Source organism: uncultured Azohydromonas sp. (assembly GCF_937926365.1).
In the GTDB taxonomy this organism is placed as follows: Bacteria; Pseudomonadota; Gammaproteobacteria; order Burkholderiales; family Burkholderiaceae_C; genus Azohydromonas.
The window spans coordinates 85761-99983 of the sequence record NZ_CALAOH010000226.1 but is presented as its reverse complement, the minus strand read 5'-3'; the positions used below and the strand labels follow the sequence as shown (position 1 = coordinate 99983).

Here is a 14223-nt window from a genome sequence, read left to right as displayed (position 1 = left end):
GGAAAGAAAGGATCAGAAAACCTGCGTCGGCCGGGCCGAGGCCAGCGCGCTGCCCAGGATCTCCTCGATCCGGGCTCGCAGCGTGCGCGACTCGGCGTCGCCCATAAGGGCCACGCCCACGCCCTGGGCACGTCCGCCGGCGGCATGGGCCGGCGTGATCCACGCCACTTTGCCTGCCACCACCCGGCATTCGGTTTCGCCGGGCAGCGTCAGCTCCAGCTCGAAGGCATCGCCTAGACAGTGCTCCCGCGACGTGGCAATGAAGAGACCACCCTCGGTGAACAGCGGGATGTAGGCCGCGTAGAGAGCGGCCTTGTCGTTGAACACGAGCTGCACCCGCGTCGCCGGGGCCGCATCCAGGTCGAAGGAAGAAGAGGCGTTCATCAACGGCCCAGTGTAGTGACCCGGGCGCGGCCGGAGCCGGCACGTGCCGGCCACAACGCCGCGGCTTGCGCCACCAGCGACTCCGCCAGCAGCGACGCGTTCCACGGATGCTCGTCGTGGCGAGAGAGCTGCGTCAACTCGCGCGACCAGTTCGCTAGCTCGGCCAGCGTCGCACCCGGCGGTAAGGCATCGGCCGGAAAGTAGCGCGGTGCACCGCCCGCAGCCTGGGCCATCAGGTCGTGGCAGAGTTTCAAAAGCGTCTCCAGCAGCCGGGGCAGATTCCATGACGCCACGGCGGTCGCGTCGCCCTGGCGCAGCCGCTGCGGCAGCGCGGTCCAGGCGGCGGCGTCGATGCCCTCGCCTGCCAAGGCCACCGCCTCCAGCGGCCGGCCGCCCGCGGCGTCCAGCAGCACCTGCGGCTGCGCCAGCCCGCGCTCCTTCAGCCATTCCAACGCCTGCCCGCGCGGCGGCAGCGCCAGGCCCAGGCGCTGACAGCGGCTGCGGATGGTGGGTAGCAGCAGCTCGGGATCGGTGGCGGTCAGCAGCAGCCGTACCTGCGGCGAGGGTTCCTCCAGTGTCTTGAGCAGCGCGTTGGCGCTGGCTTCCTGCATCGCGGTGGCCGGGTGGATCAACAGCACCTTGGCTACGCCGCGCGAGACGCTCTGGTGCGTCCAGTCGATGGCCTGACGCACCTCCTCGATGCGGATCCACTTGCTGGGCTTCGCATCCTTCTTGCGCGGCTCCTCCTCCGCCCAGCCCAGCGGCTCCCTCAATGCCTCGGGCAGCAGCAGCCGGAAATCCGGATGCCCATGCGTGTCCATCAGGTGGCAGGCCGTGCAGCGCCCGCAGGGCCGATGCGTGCCGTCGCCCGCCATCTCGCACAGCAGTGCGCGCGCCAGCTCGAAGCCGAACTCGTACTGGCCCACGCCCGCCGGACCGTGGATCAGCAGCGCATGCGCGCGCTGCCTCAGGGCCTGCTGCAGCGGCCCCTCCAGCCAGGGCAGCGGCGCGCTCACCAGCCGCGCTCCAGCAGCGAGCGCTCGATCTGCGTCCACACTGCCTCGCGCGGCTGCGCGGCGTCGATGCACACGAAACGCCCCGGCGCCGCCACCGCGCGCGCTGCGTAGCCCTCGCGCACGCGGGTGAAGAAGACTTCGTCCTCGCGCTCGAAGCGGTCCGCCGCACGAGCCGCGGCACGGCGCTGCGCCGCGATCCGTGGCGGCAGGTCGAACCACAGTGTCAGGTCCGGCTGCCGGCCCTCCTGCACCCAGCCTTCGAGCCGGCCCAGCACGTCCAGATCGAAGCCGCGCCCGCCGCCCTGGTAGGCGAAGGTGGCGTCCGTAAACCGGTCGCACAGCACCGTGGCGCCGCGTGCCAAGGCCGGCTCGATGCGCTGGCGCAGGTGGTCACGCCGCGCGGCGAATACCAGCAGGCTTTCCGTGAGTGTGTCCATGGCCTCGTGCAGCAGCAGCTCGCGCAGCCGCTCCGCCAGCGCCGTGCCGCCGGGCTCGCGCGTGAGCAGCACCTCGCGCCCGCGAGCGCGCAGCCATTGCGCCAGCGCCTCGATGTGCGAGCTCTTGCCCGCGCCGTCTATGCCTTCGAAGGTGATGAAGCCGTGGTTCACGTGGGATAGGGAAACGGTGGATCAGGGTGTGCCCGAGGTTCGGGGCGCACGCTGGTACTGGTTGACGGCCCGGTTGTGGTCCGCGAGGTTGTCGCTGAAGACGCTGCTGCCGTCGCCGCGCGAGACGAAGTACAGCGCCTTCGTGGGAGCTGGCTTCACGGAAGCGCGCAGCGATTCCAGTCCCGGCATGGCGATCGGCGTGGGCGGCAGCCCGGTACGGGTGTAGGTGTTGAAGGGCGTGTCGGTCTGCAGGTCGCGCTTGCGCAGGTTGCCGTCGAAGCGCTCGCCCAGGCCGTAGATCACGGTCGGATCGGTCTGCAGCGGCATGCCCACGCGCAGCCGGTTGAGGAACACCGCCGCCACCTTGGGACGATCCGCAGCCTGGCCCGTTTCCTTCTCGATGATGGAGGCCAGCACCAGCAAATCGTCCATGCTGCGCAGTGGCGTGTCAGCCGGGCGCTCGGCCCAGGTCTGCGCCAGGCGGCGCTGCATCGCCGCATGCGCGCGCTTGAGCACTGTGAGATCGCTCACGCCGCGGCTGTACGCGTAGGTGTCCGGGAAAAAGCGCCCTTCCGGCGCTACGCCCGGCGCACCCAGGGCAGCCATGAGTTCTGCGTCGCTGAGGGTAGCTGTGGCGGGCTTGAGCGTCGTGGCACGAGCCAGCTCGGCGCGTAGTTGCCTGAAGGTCCAGCCCTCGATGAAGCGCACGCTCTCCAGTACCTCGTCGCCGCGCACCATCTTGTCCAGCAACTGCCGCGGCGTGACGCCGGGCTCGATCTCGTAACTACCGGCGCGGATCTGGCGCGCCTGGCCCGACCAACGGAACCACTGGTAGAGGAACTGCGGTGAGGTCTGCACTCCCGCCTGCACCCAGGCCTGTGCCACCGCGCGCGGCGCGGCGCCCGCTTCGATGGACAGCTCCACCGAAGCCGACTCCAGCTGCAGCGGCCGCTGCAACCACCACCACACGACGCCACCCGCAGCCAGCGTCACCGTGGCCACCAGCAGCACGAGCGCCAGCAAGATCCGCCTCATCACCACACCAACACCCGCCCGGGGCAAAGCCGCTGATCATAATGGCCGCATGACCGACACCCTCATTCAGGCAGGTACCTTCGACGGTGCCGCGCCTTTGACGCACTGGGGCCTGGTGCGCGCGAGCGGCGAGGATGCCGCGTCCTTCCTGCATGGCCAACTTACGCAGGACGTGAACTCCCTCAACGCCACCACCGCCCGCCTGGCTGGCTACTGCACCGCCAAGGGCCGCCTGCTGGCGAGCTTCGTCATATGGCGCCCGGCGCCGGATGAGGTGCTGCTGGCCTGCAGCGCCGACGTGCTCGCGGCCAGTGTCAAGCGGCTCTCGATGTTCGTGCTGCGCGCCAAGTGCAAGCTCAGCGAGGCCACCGACCTGCGCCTCTACGGCCTGGCCGGTCCCCGCGCCGCAGCTTGGCTCGGCGAGACCGCGCCGCAGCAGCCCTGGCAGCGCGCGCGGGTGCAGGACGCCGACGTGGTGCGCCTGCCCGACGTCGACGGCGTGCCGCGTTGGCTGCTGGCCGCAGGTGAACCGCCGGCACTGCCCGCGCTGTCCGAGGAGGCCTGGCGCTGGCTGGAAGTGCGCAGCGCCCTGCCGCGCGTGGCCGCCGCTACCTCCGAGCAGTTCGTGCCGCAGATGATCAACCTGGAACTGGTGGGCGGCGTCAATTTCAAGAAGGGCTGCTACCCGGGCCAGGAGGTGGTGGCACGTAGCCAGTACCGTGGCACGACCAAGCGCCGAGCGTTCCTCTTCGACAGCGATGCCGCCGATGCAGCCCCAGGCCAGGAAGTGTTTGCCGCTGGCGACGATCCAACGCAGCCCTCGGGCATGGTGGTCGATGCCGCCACGCTGCAGGGCCGCACCGCGACGCTGGTGGAACTGAAGATCGCGGCGTTGCAGGCACCCTCGCTGCATCTGCGCAGCCCGGATGGCCCGGCACTGCGGCACACGCCCCTGCCCTACGACGTACCTCTGGATGCCGCCTGACCCGTCCGGAGCCCCGGACGGGCGCCAGCTCTTCGTGTATTACCGCGTGGCTCTGCCCGATCTGGGTGCGTGCGTACTGGCCGTGCAGACCTTCCAGGCCGAACTCCGGCGCGCGCACCCGGACCTGCTTTGTGCGCTGCTGCAGCGGCCGCAACCCCAGGACATGGACGGGCAGCGCACGCTGATGGAAACCTATGCCCGCCCCGGCGGCATCGATGCGGCGCTGGAGGCCCACATCGCCCATGCCGCCGCAACAGCGCTGGCGCTGCTGGTGGCGGGTCCCCGCCACGTGGAAGTGTTCGAGCCATGTGCCTGATCGCCCTGGCGTGGGACATGCATCCCCGCTTCGACCTCGTACTGGCCGCCAACCGTGACGAGTTTCTGGATCGCCCCGCCGCCGCGCTGCACCGCTGGGCGGAAGGCATCGTGGCCGGCCGGGACCTGCGCGCCGGTGGCACCTGGTGCGGTTTCACCGACGCCGGCCGCCTGGCGATGCTCACCAACGTGCGCCGGCCCGGCGCCGTGCAGCCGGACGCGCCTTCGCGCGGCGAAATCGTCCCGCAATGGCTGCTGGGTGGCGCGGACGCAACGGGTTTCTGTGACGCGCTGAGCATCGCCCGGCACAACCCCTTCAACCTGCTCGCGGCCGATCTCGTGCGCGGCGAGTTCTTCTGGACCGGCACTGACCACCCGGCTCCGCACGCGCTGCGGCCCGGCGTGCACGGCTTGTCCAATGCCGCGCTGGACACACCCTGGCCCAAGACTGTGCAGCTCAAGCAGGATCTGGCGCAAGCGCTGCAGCGCCATGACGACGTGGACGGGCTGATCGACACCCTGCTGTTGGCGCTGTCCAACCGCACGCCGGCGCCCGATGCGGCATTGCCCAGCACGGGCGTGCCGCTGGAGGTGGAGCGTTACCTCTCCTCCGTTTTCATCGACATGCCGCACTACGCCACGCGCTGCTCGACGGTGCTGGTGCGCGAGCGCGAGAGCCAGCGCTTGGTGGCGGTGGAGCTCACGCACGGGCCGGAGCCTTTCCGTACCCGCGTGGAGCTGCCGCGCTGGCCAGCCAGGCCGGCGGTACAGATGGCGGGCAAGGTGCAGGCGCTGCTGTAGGAAGCTTCCGTCAGCCCTCGGCGAAGGCGCGGGAATGCGCGAACAAGGTCACTGGCCTCGATCCCCGCGTTGCAACCCAAGCACCATTTCCAGGTGCGGGATGCCTGCCTCCATGAACTCCTCGCCACGGGGCTCGAAGCCGGCCTCTAAGTAGAAGCTCGCCGCGGACTGCTGCGCATGCAGCATCACCTCGCGCGCACCCTGCCCGCGCGCCGCTTCCAACAAGGCCTGCAGCAGCGCCTGGCCTATGCCGTGACCACGCCAGGAGCGCAGCACCGCCAGGCGTCCGAGCTTCATGACGCCGTCGGACAGCGGCAGCAGACGCCCAGTACCCACGGGCTGGCCAGTCGCGTTGAAGACCACGGCGTGCATGCAACCGGCATCGGCCGGATCGCGCTCCAGGTCCGCCGGGATGCGCTGCTCCTCCACGAACACGGCGTGCCGGATCGTTTGGGCGACCTCCCCCAGGTCCTGCCAGTTGCCGGTTTGCAGGTAAGTGGTGTCAGGTAGGCGTTGAGAAGTGTTTATAACCATGTACGTTGTGCTGCGGTTTCAAGCACCCCGTAGCCTGGCGGTGCCTCGCCTCGGCCACTCCGGGACAGCGCCGCTCCAGCGGCCATTCCTCCAGCGGCCATTCGACTGTAGACACGAAGGCGGGAGCGCATACCAAGTTGCTTGTACGTTGCGGTCGGTAGCTCCACAAGCCATGTACGTTGTCTAACGTCAGCCGCCCCACCCCTGTCGCAGGGCTTCGGCCGCTACCTGCTGCGCCTGAGCCGCCTGCGGGATGGCACGGCCCATCTTGATGAAGTCGTGGGTAAGGCCCCGGTAGAGCTCCAGATCCACGGGCACGCCGGCCAGGCGCAGCTTGTCGGCGTAGGCCACGCCCTCGTCCACCAGCGGGTCGCACTCCGCCAGGATCAGGCAGGCCGGCGCCACGCCGTCCACCTCCGCCTCCAGCGGCGCGAAGCGCCAGTCGCGGCGGTGGTGCACGTCGATGTAGTGATCGAAGAACCAGGCAATCGCCGCCGCGTCCAGCACGAAGCCGCTGGCGAAGAGCTTGTGGCTGGCCGTGTCGGCATGCGCCGTGGTGCCGGGCGTGATCAGCAGCTGCAGCGCCAGCGACAGCCCCACGTCGCGCGCGTGCAGCGCCGTGGCCGCCGCGAGCGTGCCGCCCGCACTGTCGCCGCCCACGGCGAGCCGCGACGCGTCCAGGCCCAGCGTGTGCGCGTGCCGGGCCAACCAGTGCAGCGCGGCCCAGGCGTCATCCACCGCGGTCGGGAAACGGTGCTCGGGCGCGAGCCGGTAGTCCAGCGCCACCACCGCGCCGCCGCTGCGCAGCGCCAGCTGGCGGCACAGGCTGTCATGCGTCTCCAGGTTGCCGATGACGAAGCCGCCACCGTGCAGGTACAGCAGCAACGGCAGCCGCTCGTGCGAAGGCGCGTAGAGGCGCGCGGGCAACGCCGTGCCGTCGGCGGCGGGCAGCGTGAAGTCTTCCACCCGCGCCAGCGGGGCTCGCGGCAGGTCCAGCACCTCGGCGCGCAGCGTATAGGCCGCGCGCGCGTCGGCCGGGGTCATGGTGTGCAGCGGCGGGGTCTTCACGCGCGACATGCGCGCGAGCAGGCCGGCCATCTGCGGCGTCAGGAATTGGGTGCTCAAGCGACGACGGTCCGGGTTGCAACGGGCGGCGAGTATGCCCGTGCGCCCTGCCCTGCCCGTTGAGCGGCCCAAAAAGTAAAAAGCCCGACGGCCGTTTGAGCCGTCGGGCTGCATGCGGCAGGGTTGCCGCCGCATGTCTCACTGAAGGGCCGGCTTGGATTCGCCGGCAGCCCGCACCCCACGCACAGGCTCAGTGGATCTGGTTGATCAGTGGAACTGCTCTTCCTCGGTGGAACCGGTCAGCGCCTTGACGCTGGAGGAGCCGCCCTGGATCACGGTCGTCACGTCGTCGAAGTAGCCGGCGCCGACTTCCTGCTGGTGCGACACGAAGGTGTAGCCCTGCTCGCGCGCCTGGAACTCGGGCTCTTGCACCATGTTGACGTAGTGCTTCATGCCTTCGCCGCGGGCATAGGCATGGGCGAACTGGAAGGTGTTGTACCAGTTGATGTGGATACCAGCCAGGGTGATGAACTGGTACTTGTAGCCCAGCGCCGACAGCTCTTCCTGGAACGAAGCGATCTGCTTGTCGTCCAGGTTCTTGCGCCAGTTGAACGAGGGCGAGCAGTTGTAGCTCAGCAGCTTGCCCGGGCAGGCAGCGTGCACGGCCTGCGCGAACTCGCGGGCGAAGCCGATGTCGGGCACGCCGGTCTCGCACCACACCAGGTCGGCGTAGGGCGCGTAGGCCACGCCGCGGCTGATGGCCTGCTCCAGGCCGTTCTTGACGCGGTAGAAGCCTTCCTGGGTGCGCTCACCGGTGATGAAGGGCTTGTCGTTGTCGTCGCAATCACTGGTCAGCAGGTTGGCAGCCTCGGCGTCGGTACGGGCCAGCACAATGGTGGGCACGCCCATCACGTCGGCGGCGAAGCGCGCGGCGATCAGCTTCTCGACGGCTTCACGGGTCGGCACCAGCACCTTGCCGCCCATGTGGCCGCACTTCTTCACGGCGGCCAGCTGGTCCTCGAAGTGCACGCCGGCGGCGCCCGCGGCGATCATGTTCTTCATCAGCTCGAAGGCGTTGAGCACGCCACCGAAGCCGGCTTCAGCGTCCGCCACGATGGGCAGGAAGTAGTCCACGAAACCTTCGTCGCCGGGATTGATGCCGCGCGACCACTGGATCTCGTCGGCACGCTTGAAGGTGTTGTTGATGCGGCGAACCATGGTCGGCACCGAGTCGTAGGCGTACAGCGACTGGTCCGGGTACATCGTCTCGGAGGTGTTGCCGTCGGCGGCGACCTGCCAGCCCGACAGGTACACGGCTTCCAGGCCAGCCTTGGCCTGCTGCATCGCCTGGCCGGCGGTGATCGCGCCGAAGGCGTTCACGTAGCCCTTCTTGGCACCGCCGTTGACCTTCTCCCACAGCTTCTCGGCACCACGCTGGGCCAGCGTGTACTCGGGCTGCAGGCTGCCGCGCAGACGCACCACGTCGGCGGCGCTGTAGCCACGCTTCACGAGCTTCCAACGGGGGTTCTCAGCCCAGTCCTTCTCCAGGGCGGCGATCTGCTGTTCGCGGGTCAGTTGGCTCATCAGGTACTCCTTCAGGGGTGAGATGCAAGTGGCGAATCGATGGCTAAAGCCTAAAGGCGGAACGCGCCGGACAGAAGACTTATGTCTTATATAAGACAGATTTTTTTCTTCAAAAAAATCAAGCACTTACAAAAACACTCTCGCAATGCGGGATGCCGTTTTCCGTAATGAGAAAAATTGCTGCGCCGCGAAAAACCAGAACTTCACAATGCGAAATGCCGTTTTTCACCGTGCGACGAAGGAAGCAAGCACAGCGCGTGGGCGCGCGCATCCCCAGCAACCCGGAGCGCACTCAACCAGATGGAGCGTGGCGAGCGGGCCCGAGCCGGACGCGGGTGGAATGCCCGGACCGACTCAAACACCCGGGCGCACGCGGCCCGCATGCCGCAGCGCCAGCAATGCCAGCGCGAGCACCACCAGTAGCGGGCGCAACGGCACCGGCTGGCGTCGCTGCTGCGCCGGATCCCGCAGCAGCGCCAGCAGCGGCACGCCCGGGTGCAGCCGGGCGTAGCGCAGGCCGGTCTCCTGCGCCAGGCGCTGCAGGTAGGGCTCGCGCAGGGAGGACAGGTGCTCGCGCCCCGGCGTGGCGCCCAGGTCGGGTGGCGCGGGGCCGGCGGGGTCCTCCACCATGCGCTCGCCCTGCACGCTGCCGCCGCGGCCCTGGCTGTAAGGCTCGACCTGCAGCACCTCGCGCGCGCCCCAGAAGCCCAGCGGCCGGCCCTCGGGGTCGCTGCGCGGGATGGGCACCGGCGCCAGCCCTCCCACGCCCACCAGCCAGCCCGAGGCGCGGTCGGTGCCGTCCATGGGCGGGCGGTAGCGCGGGTTCAGCGGCGGCGCCTCGTGGCCGTCGGTGACGAAGACCAGCGAAGGCGCTTCGGGCAGCGCGCGCACCAGGCGCAGCGCGCTGTTGAGCCCCTTGGCCACCTCGCTGTTGCCGCTCCACGCCATGCGGCCGTCGATGCGCGCCAGCGCGCCGCGCAGTTCCTGCAGGTGCGCGCAGACCTCCAGCGGCGCCAGCAGCAGCACGCTGCGGTGCTCGGTGAACACGCCCAGCCCGATGCGCGAGCCGCAAGGCAGCCGCCCCAGCGCCTCGTGCAGCGCGGCGCGCGCCAGCGCCAGCCGCGAAACGCTGCGGCCCTGCAGTTGCACGTCCACCACGTCCATGCTCTGCGTGATGTCCAGCACCACCACCGATTCCACCTGCGCGCGCACCAGCGGCAGCCGCGGATCGGCCAGCGCCAGGAGCAGCAGCCCGATGGCACACGGCAGCAGCGCCCGGCGCCCCGGCGGCCCGGCCAGGACACGGCGCAGCGCTGCCGGGGCGGCGAATCGGCCGCCTGTCATGGCAGCCCCTGCGCCACGCCGCGCGCCGTGGTGGGCGCGCGCTCCGCATCACGCGGCGCGGCGGCGGGCGCCGTCTCCGCGTCCTCGGCATCGGGCTGCAGTCGCTGAGCGCGTTCCAGGTTGTAGCGGGCGGCCCAGTGCCCCGGGTCCTGGCGCAACAGCTCGCGGTAGTTCTCCTTGGCCAGCTCCACCAGCGCGATGGCCTGCCCGGGCTGCTCGCCCGCGCGCAGCCGTGCGGCCTCGCGCAGCAGTGCATTGGCGGCATTGAAGCGCGCGGCGCGGCCCAACGGCGTGCCGGACTGCAGCGCGCGCCAGCCGTCCAGCGCCGCCGCGTCGTTGCCGGCGGCGGCCTGCTCGCTCGCGACGGCAAAGCGCAGCTCGGCCGGCAGCGCCTGCGGCGCGCTGGCGGCCTGCGCACCGGCCGCGGCCAGGACCTGCCGCTGCGTGATCACCGTGTTCCAGCCCTGCGCGCGCCACTGCGCCAGCCCGTCCCACGCCAGCGCGCCCAGTGCCGCGACGAGCAGCACCATCAGGAAATACCGGCGCGCGCGGCGGCTCAGCCCCAGCGTGTGCGCTGTACGCATTGCGCCCCCCAAAGCAACAGACAGCTTCCCAGCGCCACCGCCAAGCAGGCGCCGTCCAGCGGCCGCGGCGGCAGCCGTTCCTCGAAAGCGCTGGGCAGGTCGGCCAGGCGGCCCACGTCCGCCACCGCGCGCTGCAGCGCCGCCGGGTCCTCGATCTCGTAGGCGTGGTACTGCGGGCCCAGCGTGCCGAAGTAGCGGTGCAGGAACACCTCCGGCACGTTGGAGGCCGCCTCGGGGTCGCTGCCCGGCGGCGGCTGCAGGCCCGGGCTGCCGGCCGAGCGCAGGTAGAGCCAGTAGAGCGAGACGCGGTCGCGCCGCATGCGCTGCGTGATGCGCTCGCGCATGGCCGGCTCCAGGTGATCGCCGCCGTCGGACACCAGCATCACGATGCGCCCCCCGGCAAAGGGGCGCTGCCCGAAGTGGTCCAGCGCCGCCAGCACGCCGCGCCCGATGTCCGTCTCGCCGAGACCGCGCCCGACCGCGGCGGCGGCGATGGCGGCCTGCACGGCCTCGGTGTGCTGCGTGAAGTCCAGCACCGGCATGGGCGCGGCGCTGAAGGCCACCAGCGCGAAGCGGTCGTTCGGACGCTGGGCCACGAAGTCCGACAGCACCTCGCGCGCGACGTCGCTCTTGGCCCGGCCCCGCGCCTGGGCCGCCAGCCCCCCACCACGCGCCGCCTCGCCGCCGCCGTTGCGCGCCCTGCCGAAGCTCTGGTCCATGCTCCCGCTGCGATCCAGCAGCAGCACGATCTCGGCACCGCGGCCTACCCGCTGCACCGCGCGCTCGGCCAGCCGCGGTCCGGCCAGCGCCAGCACCAGCGCGGCAATCGCCAGGGAGCCCAGCGCGCGCAGCAGCAGCGACAGCAGCCGGCTGGCCGGATCGGGCGGCAGCAGCGCCAGCGCGCCATGCAGCACCGGTGCCTCGGCGCTGCGCCGCCAGGGCAACAGCGCCAGTGGCAGCAGCAGCAACCACAGCGGCTGGGCCAGCGTCACCGCTCACTCTCCCGTTCCAGCACCCGGGCCAGCCGGCACAACGCCTTGAGCCAGCCCAACTCCGGGATGGCCTCGCCACCGGGCGCGAAAAAGGTGCGGCGCGACAGCTCGAAGAAGCGCTCCAGCTGCGGGCGCAGCGGCGAGAAGGCCGGCCGGCGCGCCAGGAAGGCGTCCAGCCCCGGCGCGAACAGCGCCTCGCCGGCGCTGAGGTCCAGCGCGTGGTGCAGCGCCGTCATCGCCTGGCGCCAGTGCACCGCGCTGGCCGGCTCGGGCAAGCGGCGTATCTGCCGCCAGGCGCGATCGAAGTGGCGTGGATGGCGCCGCCATGGCCAGCCCAGCAGGCTCCCCAGCAGTGCCGCGCCGGCCAGCACGGCTATCAGCGCTTCGACTGCGAGCCGGGAGTGCAACGGACGGCTATCGATGAGCGGCGGTGGCAAGTCGGGCTGCAGGGCACCGAGGCCCCGGCGCTCCGGCGGCGGCTCGGGCACCAGCGGGCTCACCAGGATGGGCAATCCGTCCAGCCGCGCTTCTTGCGGCCGTGCGGTGCCGACGAAGCGCAGCGTCACCGGCGGCAGGTCCAGCAGTTGCGGCGCGCTGGGCGAGCGCAGCACCTGGTAGCGCAGCAGGAGCGTGGCGCTGCCGCCGCGCCGCCACCACGGCGGCGGCTCCCAGCGCACCTCGCGCAGCTCCAGCGAGGTGCCGAGGCGCGGCACGGGCAGCGACTCCGGGTCCAGCCGCAGGTCGGCAGGGATCTCCACCTCGGCGCGACGCTCAACGACGTCACCGAGGTGGTAGCCGAAGCGGCGGGGCTCCATCTCGCGCAGCTGCAGAGCCTGGCCAAAGGCGGCTCCGACGGACAGGAGCAGTGCGGCTGCAAGGAACGTGGATGCGTGACTCAGCCCGCACCCCCGCTCTGGAATCCACTCCCTACCCCTGCAGGAAATACCGCGTAACCGCATCCGCATCGAACCTTCCCTCGATGAACAGCGGCCGCAGCCGCGACTGTGCGAACACGGCCTTCAAGGCCTCGCGCCGCTCGTGCGCCACCTGGGCCCAGCGCGCGCGCAGGCCGGGCCGCCACCACAGCAGGCGGCGCTCGCCGCTTTCCGCATCCACCAGCGGCAACAGGCCGGCCCGGCCGCCGGGCTCGAATTCCCGCCGGTCCCACACCACCACCGGCACCACCCAGTGCGCTGCGAAGGCCGACAGCCAACGCCGCAGTTCTTCCAGCGGCACGTGGAAATCCGAAGCCAGGAACAGCAGCGCCCGCCTCCGCCCGGTCACGGCTGCCGCCTGTGCCAGCGCCCGGCTGCCGCGGCCCACCGGCTGCAGCGCGCGCAGCCGCGCCGAAAGGTCCAGCGTCCGGCCGGCCTGGTGCGCGGGCGGCCACAGCAGCTCCTCGCGCACACGGTCGTCGCAGGCCACGCAGCCGAAGGGATCGCCCGTGCGCCAGGCGGACCAGGCCAGGCTCTGGGCGAAGTCCGCCAGCAGGTCGAGCTTGCGCCGCGGCGCGCCGAAGGCCATGGAGCCCGAGACGTCGGCGATCAGCCACACCGTCTGCGCCCGCGGCGGGCTGTGCAGCCGCACCTGCCAGCGCTGGAAGGGATCGCGCAGCGTGGCGCGCAAGTCCAGCCGGCGCGCATCCGGCGCACGCAGCCAATCGGCATGGCCGCGGAACTCCAGACCGCCCTCGCCACCCTGTCCGCGGTGCGCGCCCGGGCGCAGGCCCTGCGCCGGCGCGGGCAGCCGGTAGAAGAACTCGGCCGGCGTGGCGTCCATGGCGGCTCAGGGCGCGGGTACCGCCTGCAGGATGGCGGCCGTCAACGCCGGCACCAGCGTCGCGCGGCGCAGCTCGTACACCGGCTGCAGCACCAGCCGGTGCGCCAGCACCTCGTGGAACACCGCCTGCAGGTCTTCCGGCACCAGGTGATCGCGGCCCTCCAGCCAGGCCGCCACGCGCGCGGCGCGCAGCAGCATGCTCATGCCGCGCGGGCTGGCGCCGGCCAGCACCAGCTGCGACAGGTCCAGGCCGTCCGCCTGCGCCAGCCGCACCCCGCTTTCTGCCGGCTGCTCGGTGGCGCGCCACAACGCCAGCGCGTAGCGCCGCAACGTGGGAGAAGCCTGTATGTGGCTCTGAAGGACTGCGGACAGTGCACCCAGTTCGCGGTGCGACACCAGCCCCGCGGGCAGCGTGTCCACCAGCGCGTCGGTGTCGTGGAAGCGCGGGTCGAACACCAGCGCCTCGCGCTCGGCCGCGCCGGCGGGCGTGTCCAGCGTCACTTCCATCAGGAAGCGGTCGCGCGCCGCCACCGCCAGCTCGAAGGTCTCTTCCCGCTCCACGCGGTTGCGGTCGGCAAACACCAGCAGGTGCGGCAATGCGATCTCGCGGTTGAAGGCCGAGACGCTGCGCTCGGCCATGGCGCGCAGCAGCAGCGAGTGCACCTGCGGCCGTGCCCGGTTGATCTCGTTGAAGAAGAACACCGCCAGCTCCGGGCCATGAGCGATCAGCGGCCCGGGGTCCACCGCCGGGCGGCCCTCGGCCGTGATGTGCGTGTGGTACAGCAGGTCCGCGGGCATCAGGTCGATGGTCCCTTCCACCCGCGCGAAGGCGCCGCCCACCACGCGCGCGAAGGCGCGCAGCAGCGTGGTCTTGCCCACGCCCACGTCGCCCTGCAGCAGCACGTGGCCGCGGGCGAACACGGCAATGTTCACCAGCCGGATCGCGCGCGCCTGCCCCACCACCACGCGCCCGATCTCCCGCTCCATCGCCAGCGCCTGTTCGCGCTGCGCTGCCAGCCAACCCGGGTCCACCGCCATGCGAGTCCTCCTGCACATCCTTGGACGTGTTCGCGGCTCGGAGGATGCCCGTGCAACCGACGCGCGGGCGATGGATGACCCACCCCAATACAGGGTCGCCTGCAAGGGACGGCTTGGTTGAGAAGGCACGGGAACGGCGCCAGGCCGCGCATGCACCAT

General features: G+C 71.1%; 16 protein-coding genes. 3 read left to right on the top strand and 13 right to left on the bottom strand.

Going from position 1 to position 14223, the window contains the following annotated elements; all coding sequences use genetic code 11:
- Positions 1–12: 12 nt before the first annotated feature.
- From Q0741_RS25220 to mltG, 4 genes are read right to left on the bottom strand one after another with little or no spacing between them, the layout of a single operon-like run.
- Positions 13–384: a PilZ domain-containing protein gene (locus Q0741_RS25220; protein ID WP_298235951.1), complete on the bottom strand. Its 372-nt coding sequence runs from the start codon at positions 382–384 to the stop codon at positions 13–15.
- Positions 384–1400: a DNA polymerase III subunit delta' gene (locus Q0741_RS25215; RefSeq protein WP_298235950.1), complete on the bottom strand. Its 1017-nt coding sequence runs from the start codon at positions 1398–1400 to the stop codon at positions 384–386. The genes Q0741_RS25220 and Q0741_RS25215 overlap by 1 nt, the downstream gene beginning before the upstream one ends.
- The gene (tmk, locus tag Q0741_RS25210; RefSeq protein ID WP_298235949.1) at positions 1397–2008 is read right to left on the bottom strand and encodes a dTMP kinase; all 612 of its coding nucleotides are present in this window, start codon (positions 2006–2008) and stop codon (positions 1397–1399) included. Before tmk ends, Q0741_RS25215 begins: the two co-directional genes overlap by 4 nt.
- A gap of 21 nt (positions 2009–2029) precedes the next feature.
- Positions 2030–3043 carry an endolytic transglycosylase MltG gene (mltG, locus tag Q0741_RS25205; protein ID WP_298235948.1) on the bottom strand — a complete coding sequence of 338 codons (1014 nt, stop codon included), beginning with the start codon at positions 3041–3043 and terminating at the stop codon, positions 2030–2032.
- Between the two features lie 49 nt (positions 3044–3092).
- On the opposite strand from mltG, the gene Q0741_RS25200 reads away from it, so the two are divergent.
- From Q0741_RS25200 to Q0741_RS25190, 3 genes are read left to right on the top strand one after another with little or no spacing between them, the layout of a single operon-like run.
- Positions 3093–4028 (top strand): folate-binding protein YgfZ, encoded by a 936-nt coding sequence (locus Q0741_RS25200; protein WP_298235947.1) that lies wholly within the window; start codon positions 3093–3095, stop codon positions 4026–4028.
- The gene (locus Q0741_RS25195) at positions 4018–4344 is read left to right on the top strand and encodes a DUF4936 family protein (protein WP_298235946.1); all 327 of its coding nucleotides are present in this window, start codon (positions 4018–4020) and stop codon (positions 4342–4344) included. Before Q0741_RS25200 ends, Q0741_RS25195 begins: the two co-directional genes overlap by 11 nt.
- Positions 4335–5144, top strand: a complete 810-nt coding sequence (locus Q0741_RS25190; RefSeq protein ID WP_298235945.1) for an NRDE family protein — start codon at positions 4335–4337, stop codon at positions 5142–5144. The genes Q0741_RS25195 and Q0741_RS25190 overlap by 10 nt, the downstream gene beginning before the upstream one ends.
- 48 nt (positions 5145–5192) lie before the next feature.
- Here the strand turns inward: Q0741_RS25190 and Q0741_RS25185 are convergent, their stop codons facing one another.
- The 9 genes from Q0741_RS25185 to Q0741_RS25145 form a co-directional block, all read right to left on the bottom strand.
- Positions 5193–5678 (bottom strand): GNAT family N-acetyltransferase, encoded by a 486-nt coding sequence (locus Q0741_RS25185; protein ID WP_298235944.1) that lies wholly within the window; start codon positions 5676–5678, stop codon positions 5193–5195.
- 189 nt (positions 5679–5867) lie between these two features.
- On the bottom strand, positions 5868–6776 hold the full coding sequence (locus tag Q0741_RS25180) for an alpha/beta hydrolase (protein WP_298235990.1): 909 nt from the start codon (positions 6774–6776) through the stop codon (positions 5868–5870).
- Positions 6777–7010: 234 nt separating this feature from the next.
- Positions 7011–8327, bottom strand: coding sequence for an isocitrate lyase (aceA, locus tag Q0741_RS25175; RefSeq protein ID WP_298235943.1), 1317 nt, complete (start codon positions 8325–8327; stop codon positions 7011–7013).
- Between the two features lie 354 nt (positions 8328–8681).
- Positions 8682–9671 (bottom strand): vWA domain-containing protein, encoded by a 990-nt coding sequence (locus tag Q0741_RS25170; protein ID WP_298235942.1) that lies wholly within the window; start codon positions 9669–9671, stop codon positions 8682–8684.
- Positions 9668–10255, bottom strand: coding sequence for a hypothetical protein (locus Q0741_RS25165; RefSeq protein WP_298235941.1), 588 nt, complete (start codon positions 10253–10255; stop codon positions 9668–9670). The genes Q0741_RS25170 and Q0741_RS25165 overlap by 4 nt, the downstream gene beginning before the upstream one ends.
- Positions 10228–11247 (bottom strand): vWA domain-containing protein, encoded by a 1020-nt coding sequence (locus Q0741_RS25160; RefSeq protein WP_298235940.1) that lies wholly within the window; start codon positions 11245–11247, stop codon positions 10228–10230. The genes Q0741_RS25165 and Q0741_RS25160 overlap by 28 nt, the downstream gene beginning before the upstream one ends.
- Positions 11244–12062, bottom strand: coding sequence for a hypothetical protein (locus Q0741_RS25155; RefSeq protein WP_298235939.1), 819 nt, complete (start codon positions 12060–12062; stop codon positions 11244–11246). Before Q0741_RS25155 ends, Q0741_RS25160 begins: the two co-directional genes overlap by 4 nt.
- Before the next feature lie 112 nt (positions 12063–12174).
- On the bottom strand, positions 12175–13026 hold the full coding sequence (locus tag Q0741_RS25150) for a DUF58 domain-containing protein (protein WP_298235938.1): 852 nt from the start codon (positions 13024–13026) through the stop codon (positions 12175–12177).
- Positions 13027–13032: 6 nt separating this feature from the next.
- On the bottom strand, positions 13033–14064 hold the full coding sequence (locus tag Q0741_RS25145) for a MoxR family ATPase (protein WP_298235937.1): 1032 nt from the start codon (positions 14062–14064) through the stop codon (positions 13033–13035).
- Between the last annotated feature and the right edge of the window lie 159 nt (positions 14065–14223).